The sequence below is a fragment of the Alitibacter langaaensis DSM 22999 genome (genome assembly GCF_003096995.1).
GTDB lineage: Bacteria > Pseudomonadota > Gammaproteobacteria > Enterobacterales > Pasteurellaceae > Exercitatus > Exercitatus langaaensis.
On sequence record NZ_QENU01000002.1, the window covers coordinates 82,143 to 100,936 of the forward strand.

The 18,794-nt window shown below is 42.6% G+C and carries 18 protein-coding genes; 9 read left to right on the forward strand and 9 right to left on the reverse strand.

Going from position 1 to position 18,794, the window contains the following annotated elements; translation table 11 throughout:
- Positions 1–119 precede the first annotated feature (119 nt).
- The 3 genes from acpP to C8D76_RS02115 all read left to right on the forward strand — a co-directional run bounded on the left by acpP (position 120) and on the right by C8D76_RS02115 (position 2,804).
- Positions 120–350, forward strand: a complete 231-nt coding sequence (gene acpP, locus C8D76_RS02105; RefSeq protein WP_116631178.1) for an acyl carrier protein — start codon at positions 120–122, stop codon at positions 348–350.
- A gap of 305 nt (positions 351–655) precedes the next feature.
- Positions 656–2,005, forward strand: coding sequence for an anaerobic C4-dicarboxylate transporter (locus tag C8D76_RS02110; protein ID WP_116631179.1), 1,350 nt, complete (start codon positions 656–658; stop codon positions 2,003–2,005).
- Positions 2,006–2,240: 235 nt separating this feature from the next.
- A complete protein-coding gene (locus C8D76_RS02115; protein ID WP_116631180.1) occupies positions 2,241–2,804 on the forward strand; it encodes a manganese efflux pump MntP in 564 nt (187 codons plus the stop codon).
- Positions 2,805–2,868: 64 nt separating this feature from the next.
- Here C8D76_RS02115 and pnuC read toward each other — a convergent pair whose 3' ends face one another.
- Positions 2,869–3,594: a nicotinamide riboside transporter PnuC gene (gene pnuC / locus C8D76_RS02120; protein ID WP_116631181.1), complete on the reverse strand. Its 726-nt coding sequence runs from the start codon at positions 3,592–3,594 to the stop codon at positions 2,869–2,871.
- A gap of 187 nt (positions 3,595–3,781) precedes the next feature.
- Here pnuC and rapA point away from each other — a divergent pair, with 187 nt between their 5' ends.
- A complete protein-coding gene (gene rapA / locus C8D76_RS02125; RefSeq protein WP_116631182.1) occupies positions 3,782–6,679 on the forward strand; it encodes an RNA polymerase-associated protein RapA in 2,898 nt (965 codons plus the stop codon).
- Positions 6,680–6,822: 143 nt separating this feature from the next.
- Positions 6,823–7,482: a bifunctional tRNA pseudouridine(32) synthase/23S rRNA pseudouridine(746) synthase RluA gene (rluA, locus tag C8D76_RS02130; protein WP_116631183.1), complete on the forward strand. Its 660-nt coding sequence runs from the start codon at positions 6,823–6,825 to the stop codon at positions 7,480–7,482.
- A gap of 92 nt (positions 7,483–7,574) precedes the next feature.
- Here the strand turns inward: rluA and C8D76_RS02135 are convergent, their stop codons facing one another.
- On the reverse strand, positions 7,575–8,615 hold the full coding sequence (locus C8D76_RS02135; RefSeq protein WP_116631184.1) for a glycosyltransferase family 9 protein: 1,041 nt from the start codon (positions 8,613–8,615) through the stop codon (positions 7,575–7,577).
- 74 nt (positions 8,616–8,689) lie between these two features.
- Between C8D76_RS02135 and C8D76_RS02140 the strand changes: the two genes are divergently transcribed.
- Positions 8,690–9,418: a 3-deoxy-D-manno-octulosonic acid kinase gene (locus C8D76_RS02140; RefSeq protein ID WP_116631185.1), complete on the forward strand. Its 729-nt coding sequence runs from the start codon at positions 8,690–8,692 to the stop codon at positions 9,416–9,418.
- 164 nt (positions 9,419–9,582) lie between these two features.
- Here C8D76_RS02140 and coaD read toward each other — a convergent pair whose 3' ends face one another.
- The 3 genes from coaD to tpiA all read right to left on the reverse strand — a co-directional run bounded on the left by coaD (position 9,583) and on the right by tpiA (position 12,192).
- Entirely contained in the window at positions 9,583–10,056 is a 474-nt protein-coding gene (gene coaD / locus C8D76_RS02145; RefSeq protein ID WP_116631186.1) for a pantetheine-phosphate adenylyltransferase, read from the reverse strand.
- Positions 10,057–10,061: 5 nt separating this feature from the next.
- Complete coding sequence (gene waaA / locus C8D76_RS02150) at positions 10,062–11,327, reverse strand: lipid IV(A) 3-deoxy-D-manno-octulosonic acid transferase (protein ID WP_116631187.1); 1,266 nt, start codon at positions 11,325–11,327, stop codon at positions 10,062–10,064.
- A 94-nt stretch (positions 11,328–11,421) separates the two neighbouring features.
- Complete coding sequence (gene tpiA, locus C8D76_RS02155; RefSeq protein WP_116631188.1) at positions 11,422–12,192, reverse strand: triose-phosphate isomerase; 771 nt, start codon at positions 12,190–12,192, stop codon at positions 11,422–11,424.
- A 209-nt stretch (positions 12,193–12,401) separates the two neighbouring features.
- Between tpiA and C8D76_RS02160 the strand changes: the two genes are divergently transcribed.
- Positions 12,402–12,836 carry a GNAT family N-acetyltransferase gene (locus C8D76_RS02160; protein ID WP_116631189.1) on the forward strand — a complete coding sequence of 145 codons (435 nt, stop codon included), beginning with the start codon at positions 12,402–12,404 and terminating at the stop codon, positions 12,834–12,836.
- Between the two features lie 151 nt (positions 12,837–12,987).
- Here the strand turns inward: C8D76_RS02160 and yggU are convergent, their stop codons facing one another.
- The 4 genes from yggU to C8D76_RS02180 form a co-directional block, all read right to left on the reverse strand.
- Positions 12,988–13,278 carry a DUF167 family protein YggU gene (gene yggU / locus C8D76_RS02165; protein WP_116631190.1) on the reverse strand — a complete coding sequence of 97 codons (291 nt, stop codon included), beginning with the start codon at positions 13,276–13,278 and terminating at the stop codon, positions 12,988–12,990.
- A gap of 25 nt (positions 13,279–13,303) precedes the next feature.
- On the reverse strand, positions 13,304–13,882 hold the full coding sequence (locus C8D76_RS02170; protein WP_116631191.1) for a YggT family protein: 579 nt from the start codon (positions 13,880–13,882) through the stop codon (positions 13,304–13,306).
- A gap of 107 nt (positions 13,883–13,989) precedes the next feature.
- Positions 13,990–14,937: a magnesium/cobalt transporter CorA gene (corA, locus tag C8D76_RS02175; RefSeq protein ID WP_116631192.1), complete on the reverse strand. Its 948-nt coding sequence runs from the start codon at positions 14,935–14,937 to the stop codon at positions 13,990–13,992.
- A 345-nt stretch (positions 14,938–15,282) separates the two neighbouring features.
- Positions 15,283–16,614, reverse strand: coding sequence for an NAD(P)/FAD-dependent oxidoreductase (locus C8D76_RS02180; protein WP_116631193.1), 1,332 nt, complete (start codon positions 16,612–16,614; stop codon positions 15,283–15,285).
- Positions 16,615–16,786: 172 nt separating this feature from the next.
- Between C8D76_RS02180 and nudC the strand changes: the two genes are divergently transcribed.
- Positions 16,787–17,587, forward strand: a complete 801-nt coding sequence (gene nudC / locus C8D76_RS02185) for an NAD(+) diphosphatase (RefSeq protein WP_116631194.1) — start codon at positions 16,787–16,789, stop codon at positions 17,585–17,587.
- Between the two features lie 123 nt (positions 17,588–17,710).
- The gene (gene hemE, locus C8D76_RS02190; RefSeq protein ID WP_116631195.1) at positions 17,711–18,775 is read left to right on the forward strand and encodes a uroporphyrinogen decarboxylase; all 1,065 of its coding nucleotides are present in this window, start codon (positions 17,711–17,713) and stop codon (positions 18,773–18,775) included.
- Positions 18,776–18,794 lie beyond the last annotated feature (19 nt).

An 18,794-nucleotide genomic window follows, 5' to 3' on the forward strand; every position in this document is an offset into this window, starting at 1 on the left:
TCTCGTCGTTCTGCCAAAAATTGTGGTTTGACCATTCAAAAAAATGGCTTGCAACTTCAGAAAAAATACATACACTATATACCCAATCGCATTTTGCGAGAACTATAAAGGAAACAAAAATGAGCATTGAAGAACGCGTAAAAAAAATCATTGTTGAACAATTAGGTGTTAAAGAAGAAGAAGTAAAATCTGAAGCTTCATTCATCGAAGATTTAGGTGCAGACTCTTTAGACACAGTTGAATTAGTAATGGCTTTAGAAGAAGAATTCGACATCGAAATTCCAGATGAAGATGCTGAAAAAATTACTACAGTTCAATCAGCGATTGATTACGTACAAAATCATCAATAATTCTTAGTTGGGCGGTTTTCATAACCGCCTAATTTTTTGGCTAATACCCGTTCAATATTCCTTTCTTAACCAAGCATTTTCTCACACCAAAACCTTATCATTGCCGTTAGCACCCGAAAAAAATTAGCTTTTTTGACCGCACTTTTCTGTCCTGAAACAAATGAAAAATCATTTCAGCGCAATTTTTTGATCCAAAATAAACTTTTATTAAATTCTTTTGTAAATTTTCATAAAAATATTGTGCAAATTCGTTGTTACAGTATGATTGCCATAGTTTTTATTATTAACTCTTAATGGTGATATTTATGCTTTATTTAGAATTTTTATTTCTATTATTAATGCTCTATACTGGTAGCCGTTTTGGCGGTATCGGTCTTGGCGTGATCTCAGGAATCGGGCTTGCAATTGAAGTCTTTGTACTTCGTATGCCACTTGGTAAAGCACCAATTGACGTTATGCTTGTTATTCTTGCGGTGGTAACCTGTGCTTCTATCCTTGAAGCCGCTGGCGGTCTTAAATATATGCTACAAATTGCAGAACGTATTTTACGCAGCAATCCAAAACGTGTAACCATTCTTGGACCTATCGTGACTTACATCATGACATTTATGTTGGGAACAGGGCACTCAGTTTATTCTGTCATGCCAATCATTGGTGATGTTGCATTAAAAAATAAAATTCGTCCAGAACGCCCAATGGCAGTGTCGTCCGTAGCCTCTCAATTAGCGATTACATCAAGTCCACTTTCTGCTGCCATTGCTTACTATCTCACCCAAATCACCAAAATGCCAGGTTATGAACACATCACATTATTAAATATTATTTCAGTGACTGTGCCTGCGACATTTATCGGTACCATTGCTATGGCGCTTTATAGCTTAAGACGTGGTAAAGAATTGGAAGATGATCCAGAATATCAACGCCGTTTACAAGATCCTGTTTGGCGTGAACGCATTTTAAATACCACATCCACTTCGTTAGATACCGAATTACCAAAATCAGCGAAACTTGCCGTATGGCTATTTGTGTTATCACTTATTACAGTGGTGGTTATCGCAATGTTGCCTGAAATCCGCACTGTTGGCGTGCCAGTGGGCGACAAACCAGTCAAACCAATTTCAATGTCATACATCATTCAAATGATGATGCTCTGCTTCGGTGGTATTATCTTAATTGCAACCAAAACTAACCCACAAACTGTGCCAAATGGCGTGGTGTTTAAATCTGGTATGGTCGCTTGTATTGCAATTTTCGGTATCGCATGGATGAGTGATACTTACTTCTCATACGCAATGCCAGAGTTCAAAGCGGCTGTAACCACAATGGTAGAAGAATATCCTTGGACATTTGCGTTTGCCTTATTCGCGGTATCTGTGGTTATTAATAGCCAAGCTGCAACCGCGGTAATGATGTTGCCAGTGGGGATTCAGTTAGGTTTACCAGCGCCAGTATTAATTGGTTTAATTCCAGCCACTTATGCATATTTCTTCATTCCTAACTATCCATCAGATATTGCTACGGTGAACTTTGACGTAACAGGTACCACAAAAATTGGTAAATACTACTTTAACCACAGTTTCATGGTGCCGGGTTTAATCGGGGTAATTACCGCTTGTTTAGTGGGCTATACCATTGCGCACATAATCATTGCTTAAGCGATAAATCATTCATTTTCTGATAAACAGCCAGCATTGTGTTGGCTGTTTTTTGTTTGGTACATATTCCCAACAATATAGTTTTAAACGCATTCAAATATTTTCAAAAAACTGACCGCACTTTTTGCGTATCCATAAAACATAAAGAAGATTTTTCTATTTCCTTGATCTATTTACAAGCACAATGCCTATCTTCTGCGTATAATACGAGCTTTCTGAATTTTGAAATATTTTTATGTCTTATTATACCTTGTGGGCGATTGCCTTTGGGCTGTCGATGGATGCTTTTGCGGTGGCAGTGGCAAAAGGTCTATGTTTAATTGAATTTAGTTGGAAATTTGCCTTACGCATCGCCTTATGTTTTGGGCTATTTCAAGCCTTAATGCCATTGCTTGGCTATTACATCGGTTCTCATTTCAGCCAGTTTACTCGCGAAATTGACCATTGGATCGCATTTGCATTGCTCGGGCTGATTGGCATTAATATGATTCGCGAAGCCTTGAGCGAAGATAATGATGAAGAAGATCTCACGGATTTTACTCTCAAGCATTTGCTGACCTTAGGCATTGCCACCAGTATTGATGCCCTTGCGATGGGCATTTCCTTTGCATTTCTGCAGGTGAACATTGGCGAGAGCGTGGCTATTATTGGCGCGACAACAGCGATTCTCTGTATTATCGGGGTGAAAGCTGGGCATTGGCTCGGTAGAAAAATTCGTCAGCAAGCCGAATTGCTGGGCGGTTTAATGTTAATTGCGATTGGTGTGCATGTTTTGTATGAACACCATGTGTTTGGTTAAAACTTTAAAAAAATCGACCGCACTTTGAGCGTTATAAATCAAAGTGCGGTCAATTTTGTTGAAATTATTGCCCTTGATGTTGTTTCACTAACTGCGTCCAGTTGTAATAACCGTAAATTGAATTACATAAATACATCATATACATCACTAATAATGGCAAGCTCGTATCGCCAGTTTTGAAATACATTGCCGCCCACAGCGCGATAGTGAGAAGATTGACGATAATCCATAACGCCCATTGTTCACGATAGCGTAAGATCATTAACACTTGCGCCACTAAAGAAATCACTACTGTTGCTCCGTCTAATTGCGGCAACGCACTTTCTAAATGGGTGAGCCATAAACTATAAGCATAGGTGCCGATTGCCATAATGGCGATGACCATTGCCCATTGTTTTGCGCTCAACGCTTTTGCGATAACTTCTTCAACCCCTGCGTGATTCACCGTGTTTTCTGACGTCATATGTTTGCGCCAAACATAGAAACCAATAAATTGCACTGGCACATAAACAAATAAATTCAGATGCATTTCCCCGTATAATTGGTAGGTGTAAGAAGTATAGGCGTAGAGCGAAACACTAATCAAACCAAAAAAATAGTTACTGATTTTCCCTTTTCCGACAAAGACTACGCATAAAATCCCTGTTATCGAAGCAATGCTGGCAATCCAACCGTCTGGCTGAATGGCGAAAATAGCGAGCTGAATCGCCAGAAATAAAATAAGCCAAGTGGCTTCAAATTTTGTCCAGCCACCGAAGAATTCATCTTTAAGTTTTATAGTGAGCGTCATTGTTGATCCTTATTTATGTCAATTTCGCACGATTTTTGCACCGCACTTTATATTAGTCAAGCATAAATTACATTTAATACGATATGAAATAAAACTGTTTTATATTTGTAAAATATTTGATACATAGATTTTGCGACTAGAAATTTATAGAATAAATCAATTTTTGAATGATGAATAGGAATAAACGATGTTTGTGGTAGGACAACGCTGGCTCAGCGAAAGTGAAAATGAATTAGGGTTAGGTGTGATTACAGAAGTCACCAACCGCACCGTGCAAATAGCTTTTCCCGCAGCAGATGAGGAGCGTATTTACGCCGTAGCAACCGCGCCTTTGACGCGAGTTTTATTTAACAAAGGGGACAGCGTTAAACACGTCGATGGCTGGCAAGCTGAAGTGATCGATATTATGTTGAATAATTTGACCGCACTTTATTTGGTGAAACGCCTTGATAACGGCGAAGAAGCGGTGATAAAAGAGTGGGAACTGGCACATCAAATTAGCTTTAGCAAGCCACAAGATCGTTTATTTATGGCGCAAATTGATCGCAGTGACCGCTTTGCTTTGCGCTATCAAGCGTTACAACATCAGCAAGCCCAATTCCAATCGCCATTACGCGGCTTGCGTGGGATTCGCGCGGGCTTAATTCCCCACCAATTGCACATTGCCTATGAGGTGGGGCGACGCATTCACCCACGAGTTTTGCTGGCAGATGAAGTGGGATTGGGCAAAACCATCGAAGCGGGGATGATCTTGCAACAGCAAATCTTTGCAGGGCGCGCGGATCGGGTTTTGATTATTGTGCCAGAAACCTTGCAGCATCAATGGTTAGTGGAAATGCTGCGCCGTTTTAATCTGCATTTTTCTTTGTTTGATGAAGAACGTGCAGCCGATTTTGCGGAAACAGAAGAGCGCGCAGCCAGCAATCCTTTTGAAAGCGAAAACTTGATTATTTGCTCCCTTGATTGGCTGATTACTCATCCGCAACGTGGAGAGCAAGCGCTCAACGGGCAATTTGATATGCTAATTGTGGACGAAGCGCATCATTTAGCTTGGTCGCCTGATTCTGCTAGCCGTGAATATTTATTAGTGGAACGCTTGGCGCAGCGTATACCATCTGTGCTATTGCTCACCGCAACCCCTGAGCAATTAGGGCAAGAAAGCCATTTTGCCCGTTTAAAATTGCTAGATGCAAATCGTTTTTATGATTACCACAGTTTCCTTGCCGAACAGCAAAATTATCGCCCTGTTGCCGATGCGGTGCAGACCTTAGTGGCGGATAAGCCCTTAAGTGCGGTGGAAAAAACGGCAATTTCTGATTTGCTGGAAGAACAAGATGTAGAACCCTTGCTGAAAGCTCTGCAAACGACTAATGCGGTGGAAAAAAATAACGCTCGCCAAGCATTGATTAACAATCTGATTGACCGTCATGGCACAAGCCGCGTGTTATTCCGCAATACTCGTCAAGGGGTAAAAAGCTTTCCGCACCGTGTTTATCATGAAGTGCGCCTTGATATGCCAAGCCAATATGCCAACGCGTTAAAAGTGTTGAATTTATTGGGCGAAAGCCAACCGCAGGATTTATTTTACCCAAAACAGGTCTTCCAAAAGCTCAATCCTGACACTAAGTGGTGGGAATTTGATCCACGTTTGCAATGGCTCACTACTTTCTTAAAAAATCATCGAGATGAAAAAGTATTGGTGATTTGTCGCCATGCCGCCACCGCCATTCAGCTAGAACAGGCGTTGCGTGAAAAAGAAGGGATCAGGGCCGCGGTGTTCCACGAAAAAATGTCTATCATCGAACGAGATCGTGCGGCGGCTTATTTCGCCAACAGCGAACAAGGCGCGCAGGTGTTGCTGAGTTCGAGCATTGGTTCGGAAGGGCGCAATTTCCAATTCGCCGCAAATTTGGTGCTGTTTAATTTGCCAGATAACCCTGATTTATTAGAGCAATGTATCGGGCGTTTAGACCGCATTGGGCAAAGCCGCGATATTCAAATTCATGTGCCATGTTTCAGCCAAACGCCACAAACTGTATTGGCGGATTGGTATCATCAAGGTTTAAATGCCTTTGAAGAAACCTGCCCAATGGGAATGGCTTTGTTCACCAAGTGCGGTCAAAAATTGCAAAATTTTTTACAAAATCCGACTGCACTTGAGGGCTTTGACGATTTCTTAAAAGACACCGCCAAGCAGCGTGAGCAGCTCAAAGCCGAGTTGGAAAATGGGCGCGATCGTTTGTTAGAACTCAACTCAAATGGCGGCGATCAAGCCCAGCGTTTAGCGCGAGATATTGCCGATGAAGACGCAGAAATCAATTTAGTGAATTTCACTTTGAAGCTGTTTGATATTATCGGTGTGGAACAAGAGGATTTAGGCGAGCGTTCTATTGTTATTTCCCCCACAGGCACCATGCTTGTGCCTGATTTCCCAGGCTTAAAAGAAGAGGGCGTCACTGTGACTTTCGACCGCGACATTGCGCTGGCGCGTGAAGATGTTGAATTCTTAACTTGGGATCATCCAATGGTGCGTAACGGCATTGATTTGGTGCTTTCAAACGATATTGGCAAAACTGCGGCTTGTATGTTGGTGAACAAAAATCTGCCTGCTGGTACATTGCTATTGGAATTGGTTTATGTGGTGGAAAGCCAATCGCCAAAAGGCTTGCAGCTTAACCGCTTCCTGCCACCGACGCCAGTACGCTTATTGCTCGATGTGAAAGGCAATAATCTAGCCAATAACGTTCCGTTTAACATTCTCGAAAAACAGTTAAAGCCAATGGGTAAAGCCTTAGCTAACCAAATTGTGAAGAAAGTGCGGTCAAATATTGAGAAATTATTGAAAACGGCGGACAGCAAAATTGCAGAGCAAGCAAGCCACGTGATAGAGCGAGCGAAGTGGCAAGCCAGCCAAACCTTAGGCGATGAATTAGCGCGTTTAAATGCCTTAAAAACCGTGAATAAAAATATCCGCCAAGATGAAATTGATGCATTGGAGCAGATTGCGGAGCAATCGCAAATTGAGTTGGATAAAGCCACTTGGCGACTAGACAGCTTGAGATTGATCGTTACCAACCATGCTTAATTCCTTTTTTATTCGCAAAAAATCGCCGCCGAAATAAGCCGTACCGCTCACATCGCACACTGCAATCTATGCGGAAATTAATGCAAAAAAACTGGGGTTCGTATAAACTACGCCCCAGTTTTTTTATGGAAGGTTTTTGAATTATGGCACTGATTGAATACCACCCACCGTTAGACCCCTATCTTGACGTGGTTTATCACGATAATCATCTTTTAGTTGTAAACAAGCCGAGCGGTTTGCTTTCTGTGCCGGGCAATCAGCCGCAATATTATGACAGTGCGATGAGCCGTGTAAAAGAAAAATACGGATTTTGCGAGCCTGCCCACCGCCTAGATATGGCAACGAGCGGTATTTTATTGTTTGCAATGAGTAAAGCCGCGGATAGCGAATTGAAACGCCAATTTCGTGAGCGTGAAACGGAAAAGCATTATGAAGCGCTGGTATGGGGGTGGTTGCAAAATGATCGTGGCGTAGTGAATATGCCGCTGATTTGCGATTGGGAAAATCGCCCGCGCCAGCGGATTGATTATATTGTTGGCAAGCGTGCGGTGACCGAATATGAAGTGTTAGCGCGTTTGCCGAATAACAGCACAAGGGTTAAACTCACCCCGATTACAGGGCGTTCACACCAACTTCGCCTGCATATGCTAGCGTTAGGGCATCCGATTTTAGGCGACAAATTTTATTCTCACCCTCAAGCGAAAGCGATGTCCCCACGTTTATGCTTGCACGCGGAAGGTTTGACGATCACACACCCTATCAGCAAAGAACGCCTCACTTTTGCGCGCCAAGCCGAATTTTAATGCAAGCGCGGTGCCTAAGTGAAAGCTCGTGCGTAAATGACAGTGTTGTGTCTAAATGAAATCGCCGCGCATAAGTGCGGTCAATTTTGGGATTATTTTGCTAAGATTTTCTTGGCTTCAGCAAGCACCGCATCAACGCTAATCTGCGCCATCAGATTTTTGCCTTTGAGTTTCGTCGCCCAAGGCAACTCTGTTGACGGTTTGCCGAATTCTTGTTGCGCATTTTGTTCATAAACAGAAATCACATTTTGCAGATTGTTATAGGGGCCCGTGCGCCAAGGGTTGTGATAAGCATAAAGCCCAATCACTGGCGTGCCAACCATCGTGGCGATATGCGCCGGGCCACTGTCTGGCGCGATAACCAATTGGGCATTTTTGATCAGCGCACAAAGTTCATTTAAAGCCGTTTTTCCGCAGAGATTGATCGCATCAAAATGGCAAAGTGCGGTGATTTTTCGACAAATTTCCATTTCGCGTTCTGCTGGCGAGCCGCAAATTACCACCGCAAAGCCGAGCTGATTGAGTGCATTGGCGGTTTCTGCATAACGCTCTACTAGCCAATCTTTTTCTGCTTTACTGGAACAAGGGGAAATGACGATGTATTGGTCGGGTAAATTAAATTTCTGCGGAACCTGTTCAGGCAGTTTAAGCGCCCATTTAGGCGTAAACGCAGGCACACCAATTTTTTCTGCAAATGCCATAAATCCGCGCATAACATGCAGGTTTTCAGGATCTTGCACACGTTGATTCACAAACCAAGCCTGCCCTTCACGACAACGTTTTTCCCCAAAGCCAATTTTATATGTGGCTTTAATGCCCAAAGACAACACTGACGCACGGATCGCCGTTTGCATATTGAGCAAAGCATCAAAATGTTGATTGGCAAGGCATTTCCACAAGGCAAACATCCCTTTCCAACCTGCTTTTTTATCATAGGCGAGCAGATTTAAGTCGGTTACCGCTGACAACAAAGCATATTCCGCCTTGCCCACAATCCAAGTGATTTTGCATTCAGGATAAAAACGCTGAATTTCTTGCACAACGGCAAGGGCGTGAGTGACATCGCCAATAGCGGATAAACGCAGAATGCAAAGGGATTTCGGGGGTCGTTGAGCAGTAAATAAGGGCGTCATTTTTTCTTCCTAATTTTGCGAATTGCCGTTATTTTAGAGTAGAATGCGCCTGTACGCTAGAAAGGATATGAAAAATGCTTGAAATACAAGAGAAAAATTGTTTTTACCTGTTCAATTTTGACGCGCCGAAAGCCGATCAGCAGCGTTTTTTTTCGCCCGAGTTCTGGCAGGAAAAACAGCGTATTCTGGGTTCTGCTAAAGGGCGTGGCACCACATGGTTTGTGCATTCTGAAGATCTCTTTGGCGTGAATACGGCGTTGCGCCATTATTATCGTGGCGGTTTATACGGAAAAATAAATCGGGATCGTTATTGGTTTTCATCGCTGGAAAATACGCGCAGTTTCGCCGAGCTTTATCTGTTGGCACGTTTGCATCAAGCAGGATTGAATGTGCCAAAACCCATTGCGGCTAAGGTGGAAAAAACAGGATTATGCTGTTATCGTGCGGACATTTTGACAGAAAAAGTAGAAAATGCACGAGATTTGACCGCACTTTTACAAACAGAACAATTAACGCAACCCTTATGGCAGGAAATGGGCAAGATGATCCGCAAAATGCACGATTTGGGCATTTGTCATACAGATCTCAATGCCCATAATATTTTAGTTCAGCAGCTCGGCAATGAACAGAAAGTGTGGTTGTTAGATTTCGATAAGTGCGGTGAAAAATCTGGAAATGATTGGAAAGCGGATAACCTTGCCCGCTTGCATCGTTCTTTCTTAAAGGAAGTAGAGCGAATGGGCATTTTGTTCAGCGAGCAGCAATGGCATTGGTTATGTGCGGGTTATAATGGCGATGTTTAATCCTAATCTAAGCGTTTTTCGTTTGATTTTTAAACATCATTTATAGCCTTGCCATAAAAGCAAATGCTTAATTTGAATATGCCCTAATCATTAATACCCAAGCGATAACTTGTCATCAAGAGTTTAAATAAAAGATTAGGGCGACACACCAATATTTTACGCTCTTATTTCTTCGCTTCTAATGCCGCACACACTGGCGCTGGCACGAAGTGGCTGACATCGCCGCCATGCAAGAAAATTTCGCGCACGATAGTGGATGAAACATAAGACCACTTTTCCGTGGACGGCAAAAATAAACTTTCTACCCCTTGGGTGAGCGCGCGATTCAAATGCGCCAACTGTAACTCGTATTCAAAATCCATGGTGGTGCGCATACCACGAATAATTGCCGTAATGTTTAGTTGATTCACTACATTGGCTAATAAATCTGAAAATCCCATTACGCTAACATTGGCTAAATGGGCGCAAGATTGCTCGACGAGCTGCACCCGTTCTTCCAACTCAAACAGCGGCTTTTTGCTTGGGCTTGCCGCAACGGCAACGATAACTTGGCTGAATAATTTTGCGCTGCGTTCGATAATATCTAAATGCCCATAAGTGATGGGATCAAAGGTGCCGGGATAGATGACTGTGGTCATTGTGATTACTCTAAATAAGGTTTTAATAAGTGCATTAAACGTTGTAATGCGCCACGATTTTCCATTAATACGTTAAAGCCTGCCTCGCCGAGCTGTGCGCTGAATGCACTATCGCTAAGACATTGGCTAACCGCTTGCGAAAGTGCGGTCGAATTTTCTTCAATTTCAATGACGCCGTTCACCTGTTTGAGTTTGGCGAAAACTTCAGGGAAATTAAAGGTATATTTGCCGCTGATGACAGGGCATTTAAAGGCGAGCGGTTCCAATGGATTGTGCCCGCCACGTTTAATTAAACTGCCGCCCACAAAGGCAACGTCTGCCACGCCGTACATCAGCATAAGCTCGCCCATTGTATCGCCGAGCAGGACGGACGTGTTCGCTGTGGGGATTAAGCCTTGTGAACGGCGTGTATATTTCAATTCATTTTTTTCTAGCAATTCCGCCACAACATTAAAATGTTCAGGATGACGCGGCACCAAAATCAGCAATAAATGCGGAAATTGTTGCAATAAAGTGCGGTGGGCTTGCAAGATAATTTCTTCTTCGCCTGCGTGTGTGCTGGCGGCAATCCAAATTGGGCGAGTTCCGATTTCCGTTTTTAACTGATTGATTTTCTGCATTAAGTCATCGCTAATATGCAGATCATATTTAATATTCCCCGTGAGCTGAAGATCGCCTTGATAACCAATTTGCTGATAACGCTCACCGCTAAACGCATCTTGCGGGGCGATTAAACTGATTTCACTGAGCATTTCTTTCAAATGATTCTTAAACTTACCATAGCGTTTTGCGGAACGTTCGGACAAGCGCGCATTGGCGATGATAAAGGGAATGTTTTGCTGATGTAATTCATGGATTAGATTCGCCCATAGCTCGGTTTCAATCACAATACAGGCTTTAGGCTGGATAAAACGAATAAATTGGCGCATTGCACAAGGTAAATCATAGGGCAGATAAACGTGAGTAACTTTATCGCCAAAGGCAGATTTTACCCGTTCTGAGCCAGTTGGCGTCATGGTTGTGACGGTGATGGCTAAGGTGGGAAATTCCGATTGGATGCGTTTAATCAAGGGCGTGGCAGCGATTACTTCCCCCACTGATGCGGCGTGCACTAATACGCCTTGCGGTTTGGGGGCAGGGTGGTTTCCATAAAAGCCATAACGTTCAGCCAGACGAGCACGATAGTTCGGTGCTTTCAGACTACGAAATAACATAAACAGCAAGATAAATGGCTGTAAAAAATACATCAGAATCGTGTAAATATGACGCATTGGAATTCAAAACTAGAAAAAATTAGGAATAGTATAAAGATAAAAAAAGTGCGGTCAAATTTAACCGCACTTTGAAGAGATTTTTCTATTAAAATTAAGCTTTTGCTTTCGCTGCTGCTTTTACGATAACCGCAAATGCTGGGGCTTTAAGTGAAGCGCCACCAACTAATGCACCGTCAATATCTGGTTGTGTGAATAATTCTGCGGCATTCGCATCATTCACAGAACCGCCGTATTGGATAATCACTTGATCCGCCACTGCTTGTGATTTTGCTGCGATATGGCCACGAATAAAGGCGTGAACTGCTTGCGCTTGCGCTGGAGTCGCTGATTTGCCTGTGCCGATTGCCCAGATTGGTTCGTATGCGATAACCGCACCGTTAAAGGCTTCTACGCCCAATGCGTTAATTACGGCATCAATTTGACGCGTGCAAACTTCTTCTGTTTTGCCTGCTTCATTTTCTGCTTCAGATTCACCAATACATAATACTGGCACTAAACCTGCTTCTTTTAATGCAGCGAATTTTTTCGCAATAAATTCATCGCTTTCTTTGTGATAAGTGCGGCGTTCTGAGTGGCCGATAATGATGTATTTCGCACCAAAATCTTTTAACATAGCGGTTGAAATGTCGCCAGTGAATGCGCCTTGCACATTAACGTCCACATTTTGTGAACCTAAGGCAATTTGGCTGCCTTTGATTGCGGTTTCTGCTTCCGCAAGATACATCACTGGTGGCGCGATTGCCACATCACAACCTTCAACACCTGAAAGTTCCGCTTTTAAGCCTGCAATTAATTCTTTTGTAAACGCTTTGCTACCGTTTAATTTCCAGTTACCCATGACTAATGGTTTACGAGCTGCCATTTTGTTTCTCCATAATTAAATAAAATAACGGGGCTTAATATACCAAATTTTCATTGGTGTTTTAGCCTTTTTTCACTATTTTTTTGATCTAAGTGATGATTATTTTATGTTTAGCAGGTACAATTCACTGTATATTTTTGATATTTTTTAATCAATTATAGCATCTGCCTATGAAATATAAGCAGATCACGAACCTAAGTGAATGAATTATGCGTATTTTCAAAGCTGAACAATGGAACATAGCGGTGCTGTTACCGTTATTCGAAGAATATCGTGTAGCCCATGGAATGTCAGAGAATCCTGACCGCACTTTAACCTTTCTTAATAATCGTATCCGTTTTGGCGAAAGCATTTTTTTTATCGCGGTAGATGAATACGACCGAGCAGTCGGCTTTATTCAACTTTATCCTCGTCTTTCTTCTTTACAATTACAGCGCTATTGGCAGCTCACTGATATTTTTGTGCGCGAAGAAAAATACCAAAATGAAATTTATAAAGCCTTGATTGAAAAGGCGAAAGAGTTCGTGGCTTTCACTCAATCCACTCGTTTAACGGTGGAGCAAGATATGCAACAACGCCATATTTTAGAAATGGAAGGCTTTAAAGTGAATCCGAAAAAAGCGGTGTTTGAGTTGGTGTGGTAATCGACTGAAATACTCGAATTGAAATTCGCCGTTTTAGCAAATCAAAGAAAATGCCCTTTTAAGCAAAAGGGCATTTTTTATAGAACGAATGTGGAATAAATTTACCGCCTACGGTGTTTTACATAATCATTGCATCGGCGTTTATTCATTTTTATGAAAGCAAATGGGCGATTTCTTGCGGTATGATTTGCGGCGCAGGAATAAAAATCTGCTTATGGAGATTGAGTTCGCCTTTTTCTAATATAATGCGACTTTTCGGCACTTTAAACGCTTTACTGAGATATTTGAGTAAATGCGCATTTGCCGCACCGTCAATGGGCGGTGCAGTGATCGTGATTTTTAGTTCGTCATCGTGCAAGCCCACGAATGCATCTTTGCTGGCTTTGGGTTGCAAGAAAATGCGTAAGCGAATCCCTTCACTGTTTTGTTCGACTGCCGCCATAAAAATTCTCAAAAATTGACCGCACTTATGCCCACACCCAAAGATGGGCAAAAATATCGTACATCACGCGGTTTAGCCAAAATAGCGCGAATGCCAGAATCATAGGCGAGAAATCGATCATACCCGTTTTGGGCAAGATACGGCGAATAGGGCTGAGCAACGGTTCGCCCAATTGATAAAGCAAATAACTTAATGGATCGTTGCCACGGCGAAACCAACTTAGAATAGCGCCGATAAAAATCACATATAAAATCATTTGTCCGAAACTGCTCACAATGGTTAAGCCACCAATGATCACAATTTGGAAAAGGTTAGAGGTGATGGCTTCAAATGTCCATTCGCCCGCAAGAATCCACATCAATGGTACTTTAACCATTCCTAACACAAATACAAAAATGAGCGAGGCAATATCAACGCCTTTCACGGGTTTAAAGGTTTTTCGCAAAGGCACGAGCACAGGATCAGTGAGTTTTACCACCGCTTGTGAAATTTGATTATAGAAATCTGCCTTGCTGTATTGCAGCCACATACGCAGCATAACAAGCATGCAGTAAAGGTTGATGATAGTGAAAACCAAATATTGGAGAGAATTAAAGCCTGTCATAATATTCCTTGTGTGAGAAAATTGACATTTAGATGGGGGATTTTACAGCAAATTCAAGTAAAGTGCGGTGAAAATTCGATGATTTTGACCGCACTTTGGGTTGATAACTATAACCAACCTTTACGTTTAAAGTAAATATAAGGCGTCAATGCGGCAACAATCATTAAGCCGATTGCCATTGGATAGCCGTATTTAAAATGGAGCTCAGGCATAAAGTCAAAGTTCATTCCGTATGTGGATGCAACCAGCGTTGCTGGCAGAAACATCACAGATACAACGGAGAAGAATTTCATGATTTTATTCTGTTCAATATTGATATAACCCATCGCTGCTTGCATTAAGAAATTCACTTTTTGGAATAGCGATTCATTATGCGGCTGCAAGGATTCAATATCGCGTAAAATCTCGCGGGCTTGTTCCAACTGATTGGTCGGCAAGCGCGTTTTACGCACCAAAAAACTTAAGGCGCGTTGCGTATCCATTAAGCACATCCGCACTTTTGAGCTGTTATCTTCTTGCTCTGTTAATGTACTCAGCGCATCATTAAAGGCTTCGCCTTGTTTGCCGTCTAAAATAACACGGCTTAATTGTTCTAGCTCGGAATAACCCGTTTCAATCACATCAGCAAGTTGCTCAATTTTGGTTTCAAATAAATCTAACAATACTTCATAAACATTACATTCATCTAAGCGCTGATAACGCGAACGCATTCGATACAAGCGGAACGCCGGCAATTCGCGATCACGCAAGGTGAACAAGCGGCCGTCACGAATGGTAAACGCCACAGAAGCCAAATCGGCATAATCGTTTTCATCTTCGCAATAGAAGAATGAGTGCAAGTGCAAACCGTCTTCGTCTTCGAAAAAACGCGCAGATGCTTCGATGTCTTCTAATTCTAAAAATGAGGCAAGGCTTTGGCCTAAGCTTTCTTGTAGCTCGTTACGCTCGTCTTCGGTTGGCTCAATTAAATCAAGCCAAATGGCGTTATTGAGTTCAGCGCCTTCTTCTTCAAGACGAGTTAAACGGGCATTTTCAAGGGCAAATGCATTAATCATTGTTTCATACTCCGTTTGAGAGGTGGTATGAACAAACAAAATGAACAAACACGCTCAGCCAAAGTGCGGTCAAAAAACGCGGTTTTTTGTTGATGGCTTGCTTGCTAACTGCGATAGCGTTATAACTAATCCGATTGCGATTAGGTATAAATTAGCGTGTGTTTTTGGATACCAATTAAGGCGGAAGAGCTTATCCGCGAACGTGTCGCCGATAAGTCAAAAGACGGGCGACAGTTAAAATAAAAGATTAAGTCGGTATCGACTGTGACTGTCCAAGTGTGTGTCCTTCTGGTAATAAAATCGGGCGAATAATACGCCCGAATGTAGGTTTCGTCAAGCTTTACACTAATACAACTTTAATGATGGACGAATAAAGCGATTTAAACGGCCGATTAAAATAATTAACCCTGTTTTAAAACAGCCGTGTAATTTTTGCTGGTGCAAGCGATAGAGCGAAATATAAGCAACGCGGGCGAGTTTTCCTTCAATGGTCATTGAGGTTTTCTTGCCGGTGGTGATGCTTCCCAATGCAGTAAATTTCGATAATGACACCAATGAGCCTTTGTCAAAATATGTGAAGTCTTTCAATGGTTTATTATCAAATAATGCCACAATATTTTGTCCGCAAATGGTTGCCATTTGGTTTGCCGCTTGTCCACGCGGTGGCACTGGCATGCCATTTTTTTGTAACAAGAATGCACAGTCGCCAATGGCAAAAATGCTGTCATCAACGGTAGTTTGCAAGGTGTCTTTAATGCAGATTTGGTTAATGCGATTGAGTTCCAAGCCATCGAATTGTTGCGTGATCGGCGAAACACAAATCCCAGCCGCCCACACCATTAAATCGGCTTTAATTTCTGTGCCATCTTTGGTAATCAGGCTATTGGTGGTGGCTTCAGTGATCATCGTATGGGTTTTCACATCAACGCCTAATTCTTCCAATTCGGCGTGCACAGAAGATGAAATACGTTCAGGCAATGCAGGTAATAAACGCTCGCCCGCTTCAATTAAGGTAACGTTTAAATGACCGTCTCGGATTTTACCGTAGCCGTATGAAGATAAATGTTGTGCGGCGTTAAACAATTCTGCAGAAAGTTCCACACCTGTCGCCCCACCGCCAACAATGGCAATATTAACTTTATCTTCTTGAACTAATTTTTGTTGGCTGTCGTCTTCGCCAATTTCTGCAAGAGCATTGTTTTCCGCAAAGGTGAGGAAAAGTTCCAACATACGATGTTGGAAACGCAAGGCTTGGTCTGGCGAGTCTAAGAAAATACAATTTTCTTTCACGCCTTTGGTGTTGAAATCGTTAGAACGGCTACCAATAGCGATGACTAAATAATCATAGGGAATACGGCGCGCAATAACGATTGGTTTGCCTTCTAGCCCGACAACTGGAGCGAGTTCCACATATTTATTGGTGCGATCAATACGAGTGATCGAGCCTTGCTCAAAGTGGAATCCGTGGTTATGAGCATGGGCGCGATAGCTCACTGCGTCAGTTTCTGCATCAAGCACACCCGTGGCAACTTCATGTAATAACGGTTTCCATAAGTGGGTTTGGTTGCGGTCAATGAGCGTTACGTGAGCACGTTGTTTACGCCCGAGTTTTTTGCCTAGAAAAGTGGCGAGTTCTAAACCGCCTGCACCACCACCGACAATTACGATGTTTTTCATAAAGTGTCCTTTAATTAAAGTTTAAAATAATAATTCAACAAAATTTTAACAATTATAATATTTTTTTAATGTGAATACTATGAAGAAATTGCGGCTTTTAGAAAAAAGTGAAAATCCGCTATAATGCCGCAAGCAAAATACAAAAAGTGCGGTCAATTTTGAAGGAGTTTTTATGCATTCCGTTTCACCCGATACATGCGGCTATTGGCTTATTTCACAAGGCAGCAATATTTATTTTCCTGATGGCAATTTACCCTTTGGTCGCGCTCAAGAATTTGGATTAACAGAACGCCAAGCCTTGCACATAGGAAAATGGGATAACGAACCTTTGTTTGTGGTGCAAGAAGAGAGCGCAGAAGTGCGTGAATGGACGCCCTTGCGCGCTTTATTATGTTTACCCGCCACGAAATTTTATTTGCTCAATCGTGGCGTAGAATTGAATCATTTTGTGAAAACCCATCAATTTTGCGGAAAATGCGGGCATTCTATGAAAATGGCAAAGGAAGAATGGGCAATGCAATGCCAAAATGCGCAATGTGGCTATCGTGCATACCCTGTCATTTGCCCGTCAATTATTGTCGCTGTGCGCCGTGGCACTGAAATTTTATTAGCCAATCATCTGCGCCACGCTACGCCAGACGGACGTGGTGGCATTTACACTACCTTGGCAGGTTTTGTGGAAGTGGGCGAAACCTTTGAGCAAACGGTGGAGCGCGAAGTGTTTGAAGAAACAGGCATTAAAGTCAAAAACATCCGTTATTTTGGCAGCCAACCTTGGGCATTCCCGAATTCGCAAATGGTGGGATTTTTAGCGGATTATGACAGCGGCGAGATTGTGTTGCAAGAAACAGAAATTCATGATGCCAAATGGTTTCGCTATGATGATGAAATGCCAGAGTTGCCCCCAGAAGGCACGATTGCGTTGAAATTGATTAAGGCAACCTTAGAATTGTGCCGTCTTGCAGACAAATAGCAAAATTCTCTTTATAATGACCGCACTTTGATCGTGATTTTGACCGTAAAAGTGCGGTCAATTTTTTAGATAAAATGCGTTATTTTTAAAAATAATAATCTGAATAATTTTAAGGATAAATAAATGAGCCAATTAAAAAATGATCGTTATCTTCGAGCGTTATTGCGAGAACCCGTGGATATGACGCCCGTATGGATGATGCGTCAAGCGGGGCGTTATTTGCCAGAATATAAAGCAACACGCGCGCAAGCTGGCGATTTTATGTCGCTTTGTCGCAATGCAGATCTTGCCTGCGAAGTGACACTTCAGCCTTTGCGTCGTTACGATTTAGATGCGGCGATTTTATTTTCCGATATTTTAACCGTGCCAGATGCGATGGGATTGGGGTTAAGTTTTGGTGCAGGCGAAGGCCCGAAATTTGAACGCCCTGTGGAAAGCCTAAGTGCGGTCAAAAATTTGCCAATTCCTGATCCTGAACAAGAATTACAATATGTGATGAATGCGGTACGCACCATTCGCCGTGAATTAAAAGGGGAAGTGCCGTTAATTGGTTTTTCTGGCAGCCCTTGGACGCTAGCCACTTATATGGTGGAAGGCGGTTCTAGCAAGGCGTTCACTAAAATTAAAAAAATGATGTATGCCGAGCCGCAACTCTTACACACATTGTTAGACAAAGTTGCCGATGCCGTGATTTTGTATTTAAACGCTCAAATTAAAGCGGGTGCGCAAGCGGTGATGATTTTCGACACTTGGGGCGGCGTATTGGCTCATCGTGATTATCTTGATTTTTCATTGCAATATATGCATAAAATCGTGGATGGCTTGATTCGTGAAAACGAAGGGCGCAAAGTCCCCGTTACCCTATTTACCAAAGGGGGCGGTTTGTGGTTGGAACAAATCGCAAATACTGGCTGCGATGCGGTGGGATTAGATTGGACCGTGAATTTAGCCACGGCGAAAGCCCAAATCGGGCATAAAGTTGCCTTGCAAGGTAATATGGATCCTTCAATATTGTATGCGCAACCAGAGCGTATTCAACAAGAAGTGCGGTCAATTTTGGCAGATTTTGGCGCAGGTTCTGGTCATGTATTCAATTTGGGGCATGGCATTCATCAAGATGTGCCCGTGGAAAGCCCGAAAGTTTTCGTTGATGCTATTCACGAATATTCAAAAGCCTATCATAAATAATGCGAAACGGTTGCGAAGT

Bases quoted from the DNA above. Each gene is read 5' to 3' on its own strand.
- C8D76_RS02110 (WP_116631179.1), top strand. From the start codon at position 656: ATGCTTTATTTAGAATTTTTATTTCTATTATTAATGCTCTATACTGGT.
- tpiA (WP_116631188.1), bottom strand. From the start codon at position 12,192: ATGGCAGCTCGTAAACCATTAGTCATGGGTAACTGGAAATTAAACGGT.
- yggU (WP_116631190.1), bottom strand. From the start codon at position 13,278: ATGGCGGCAGTCGAACAAAACAGTGAAGGGATTCGCTTACGCATTTTC.
- C8D76_RS02170 (WP_116631191.1), bottom strand. From the start codon at position 13,882: ATGACAGGCTTTAATTCTCTCCAATATTTGGTTTTCACTATCATCAAC.
- rluA (WP_116631183.1), top strand. From the start codon at position 6,823: ATGGCACTGATTGAATACCACCCACCGTTAGACCCCTATCTTGACGTG.
- C8D76_RS02180 (WP_116631193.1), bottom strand. From the start codon at position 16,614: ATGAAAAACATCGTAATTGTCGGTGGTGGTGCAGGCGGTTTAGAACTC.
- nudC (WP_116631194.1), top strand. From the start codon at position 16,787: ATGCATTCCGTTTCACCCGATACATGCGGCTATTGGCTTATTTCACAA.
- corA (WP_116631192.1), bottom strand. From the start codon at position 14,937: ATGATTAATGCATTTGCCCTTGAAAATGCCCGTTTAACTCGTCTTGAA.
- acpP (WP_116631178.1), top strand. From the start codon at position 120: ATGAGCATTGAAGAACGCGTAAAAAAAATCATTGTTGAACAATTAGGT.
- pnuC (WP_116631181.1), bottom strand. From the start codon at position 3,594: ATGACGCTCACTATAAAACTTAAAGATGAATTCTTCGGTGGCTGGACA.
- waaA (WP_116631187.1), bottom strand. From the start codon at position 11,327: ATGCGTCATATTTACACGATTCTGATGTATTTTTTACAGCCATTTATC.
- C8D76_RS02160 (WP_116631189.1), top strand. From the start codon at position 12,402: ATGCGTATTTTCAAAGCTGAACAATGGAACATAGCGGTGCTGTTACCG.
- C8D76_RS02135 (WP_116631184.1), bottom strand. From the start codon at position 8,615: ATGACGCCCTTATTTACTGCTCAACGACCCCCGAAATCCCTTTGCATT.
- C8D76_RS02140 (WP_116631185.1), top strand. From the start codon at position 8,690: ATGCTTGAAATACAAGAGAAAAATTGTTTTTACCTGTTCAATTTTGAC.
- coaD (WP_116631186.1), bottom strand. From the start codon at position 10,056: ATGACCACAGTCATCTATCCCGGCACCTTTGATCCCATCACTTATGGG.
- C8D76_RS02115 (WP_116631180.1), top strand. From the start codon at position 2,241: ATGTCTTATTATACCTTGTGGGCGATTGCCTTTGGGCTGTCGATGGAT.
- rapA (WP_116631182.1), top strand. From the start codon at position 3,782: ATGTTTGTGGTAGGACAACGCTGGCTCAGCGAAAGTGAAAATGAATTA.
- hemE (WP_116631195.1), top strand. From the start codon at position 17,711: ATGAGCCAATTAAAAAATGATCGTTATCTTCGAGCGTTATTGCGAGAA.